Origin of the sequence: Acinetobacter sichuanensis (assembly GCF_003024515.2) — a bacterium.
Classification (GTDB): Bacteria; Pseudomonadota; Gammaproteobacteria; order Pseudomonadales; family Moraxellaceae; genus Acinetobacter; species Acinetobacter sichuanensis.
Window position 1 is genome coordinate 1 of sequence record NZ_PYIX02000109.1, and the last position, 3,065, is coordinate 3,065.

Consider the following 3,065-nt stretch of genomic DNA (forward strand, 5'->3'; position numbering starts at 1 on the left):
GTTCTAAGAGGTTTTTATTATCTCAACTATACTTTCATGCATAAAACACCAAACATGGCTAAAAACCCCATTTTTTTGCGTTTAAATGGGTGTTATGAGGGTGAGTAGTCGTTATCATTGGCGTTATCAGGTTTTTTAGGCTCATTTTTTCGCTGTTTTTCTAATTCTTGACGTCTTAAAAGTGCCAAACGTTCTTTTTCCTGCTTTTCTTGCTCAGCCAGTTGTTTTTTTTGTTCGTGCTCTAAGTGTAATTGATTGCGAAGTTCACGTTGTTGGTTAAATCTTTCTTGTTCTTCCTGTCTTTTTAGGAATTTATGATGTTCAAGTGCTGAATCAAAATTATCTTTTAATTTAGCAACTTGCTTATTAAATTCTTTCTCAAGATTTGGATGATTATATTCGTTGATTATGTCTAAATATGGCTTTGCTCGTTGCTGAACCTCATCGAGTGTTTTTTTGGTATCAGACAGTTCTTTTTTTAATTTTTCCGTTTGACTAGCCAGTGCATTCGCTCGGTCAAATCGTGGCGCAATTTGATCAAATATCTGATCAATCATAGCGTTTGCGACTCTCTCACCGTAGGCATTTTTAGATTCAAAAAACTCAGGTTCAGGCACTTCATAGGTGAGTCCTTTTTCAATGCCTGGTTCATTCTCGTAATTGTTCAATTTTTCATAATATTCTTGAATAGACGTATGTTTTGCCTTGCTCCCTTGGATCCCTCGATCTAGTCCTAAATCTTTTACTTCAACTGCAAAATCAGTCTGCATTTGTGAAAGTGTATGTCGAGATCCACCGATATATTTTTTAGCATTCAATCGCCCCGTTTCTTCGTCCACTGGAACAACGTAGGCGACAAGGTGAGGGGTTGTTTCATCACGGTGAATGGTGGTGCTGACGACATTATTTTTACCATATTTATTTTCAAGCCATTTTTTCGACTGCTCAAAAAATGCGGTTTCTTTTTCAGTTCCCCAGCCATCCCACTCCGGACTCGCTGTAATCAAATGTTCAATACACAAAACCGCATCTTTACGTCTTTTTTCAGGAATACGATCACGAATAGCGGTCATACATTTTTCGTTGGTATCCAAGGCATGTTCATTCAAATGTGTACGAGCATCATCGGCATTTAACGTTTCTCGATTGCGATAATTATGCGAAAGACTGCCTCCAACATCGGCAAATGATTTGAGTTTCTGAATACGCAAAATAGCAAATGACATGGGCGAAATCCGACACCGCAAAAAACACACGATAGCAGAGCTTTTTGAGCTTTGCGATAGCGAAGTGGACTCACTCCACTTTCAAAGCACCTAAAGGTACATTGAAAGTTCATGAGTAAGGGGAATCCTCCCCTTAACCCCTGACAACCTTTCAGGTTGTATAAAGCATTTTCTTGATTCGATAGATTCTATTTTCTAAACCCACGATACTTTTTTGAAGCCGTTCGCTATATGCTTTTTTTTGAAGATCAGAAAATTCTTTAAGCTCGTTTTCGAGCTGCTCAATTTTTTCTTGTAGCAAAACTTCCCTTTCAAACTGAGTGATTTTTTTCTCAAACATCATTTCGATTTAAATCCTAATTTTGCTAGATGGGGAAGCAACGTTTTTTGTTTTTCAGAGTCTTTGAGCATCGAACGAATACGAGCAATAAATGGTTTCATATCTTCGCCTGCATGTGCCATCTTTTGCACTTCAGGGAGTTCTGAAAGTTTACTGCTAAACGTATCAAGTTGAGATTCTGTCATTTTGTGGAATAGGTCAGGTGTATTTGGATCTCGTCCTGTTTCTATAACTTTGGGCTTTGGTTTTTCTTTGACAGTGAACTTAAAGCCAACCACGGAACGCCCACGTTTCACATTCTCATAGCTTAGGTCTATGTCGGTGTTGGCTGTGATCTCGTCCAGTGATGGCTTAATTACACGTTTTTTTAGGTTGCTTAGGTCTTGATAGGATTCAGGCAAGCCCAACTGCTGAAATAATTCGTCTAGGCTGATTTGAAAACCGCCCATTGTTTGGTGTTTCTTAGCCAAGTGATAGAAGTCTAGCGAGTAGTCTTTTTTAAGCCGTAAAACGACCTCTTTTTTATACTTGGTATAAGGGTTTAGGGCGTCAAACTCTCTAAGTAATAGAAGTACTTCATCTGTAAAATATAGTTCTGAACCGCCTTGCCCTGCCTTATAAATCACCTTGTTTAGCCAACGCATTTTTACCCTGTCACCCTCAGCATTGGTGTAACCAAAGAACCGAGTAAATAGGCGTTCAGATGCCAATTCTAAAGCTGTATAAGCCGTTGATAAGTCAATGCCACACTCCTTTGAAAAGTCACTCGAAGATATAAAAATAGGATCATTGCTTGATATTTTTGTGGTTCTTGCCAAAGGGGTTGCCATGATAAATAAACGCTTTTCATCAAGGGACATACCTCTAAAGCATTCAACCACTCTATTTTGTAAAACTATCCAGTCTTTGGGATAGTGTTTTTTAACATCCAAATCCATAGTATTTTCCAAATAAAGTACATCGTTTAAGACAATACCTTTTAACCAATAAAAGTTCAAAGTTTAATTGTGTACTTTAATACTTGGCGTTTGTACTTTTTTAACTTGGCGTTTGTACTTTTTTAAGTGCTTTTAACTTGGCGTTTGTACTTTAATACTTGGCGTTTGTACTTTTTTAAAGTCTGAAAGCTATGTCTAGCAAGGTCTGTAGAGGGGCGAAAAGTCTTTAAAAGCTTTTTAAAAGCTAAAAAAGAGAATCAAAGGCAAAATCAAAGGCTATGGCACTCGCTTCGCTCGTGTCTTTTCAAGAGCAAAAGCAAAAGCAAAAGCGTTACTAATGCATTCGCTATGCTCATGCTTTTTTAAGAGCAAAAGCATCAATACTCCGCTCGTAGACACTCGCTAACTCTTTGGGTCGATAAACGTATAGATATAGCGTTGAAAGCATTGCTACATCTGCGATTCATCTGTTTTAAAAAGCAAAAGCGGTTTTCCAGAGGGGGGAATAAGCGAATTTTCATTGTGTCGCTCGTAAACACTCGCTAAAACGCTCTAATTTGC

3 protein-coding genes are annotated in these 3,065 nt (G+C 38.1%); all 3 read right to left on the reverse strand.

Annotated elements, in window-relative coordinates:
* Nucleotides 1-92: 92 nt before the first annotated feature.
* Nucleotides 93-1,226: a MobV family relaxase gene (gene mobV / locus C9E89_RS22015; RefSeq protein ID WP_107010228.1), complete on the reverse strand. Its 1,134-nt coding sequence runs from the start codon at nucleotides 1,224-1,226 to the stop codon at nucleotides 93-95.
* A 151-nt stretch (nucleotides 1,227-1,377) separates the two neighbouring features.
* Nucleotides 1,378-1,569, reverse strand: a complete 192-nt coding sequence (locus tag C9E89_RS22020) for a hypothetical protein (RefSeq protein ID WP_005080189.1) — start codon at nucleotides 1,567-1,569, stop codon at nucleotides 1,378-1,380.
* The gene (locus tag C9E89_RS22025; RefSeq protein WP_005080187.1) at nucleotides 1,566-2,504 is read right to left on the reverse strand and encodes a replication initiation protein; all 939 of its coding nucleotides are present in this window, start codon (nucleotides 2,502-2,504) and stop codon (nucleotides 1,566-1,568) included. The genes C9E89_RS22020 and C9E89_RS22025 overlap by 4 nt, the downstream gene beginning before the upstream one ends.
* Nucleotides 2,505-3,065: the final 561 nt, after the last annotated feature.

Excerpts from the sequence above, each read along its gene's own strand:
- mobV (WP_107010228.1), bottom strand. The coding sequence starts at position 1,226 with ATGTCATTTGCTATTTTGCGTATTCAGAAACTCAAATCATTTGCCGAT.
- C9E89_RS22025 (WP_005080187.1), bottom strand. The coding sequence starts at position 2,504 with ATGGATTTGGATGTTAAAAAACACTATCCCAAAGACTGGATAGTTTTA.
- C9E89_RS22020 (WP_005080189.1), bottom strand. The coding sequence starts at position 1,569 with ATGATGTTTGAGAAAAAAATCACTCAGTTTGAAAGGGAAGTTTTGCTA.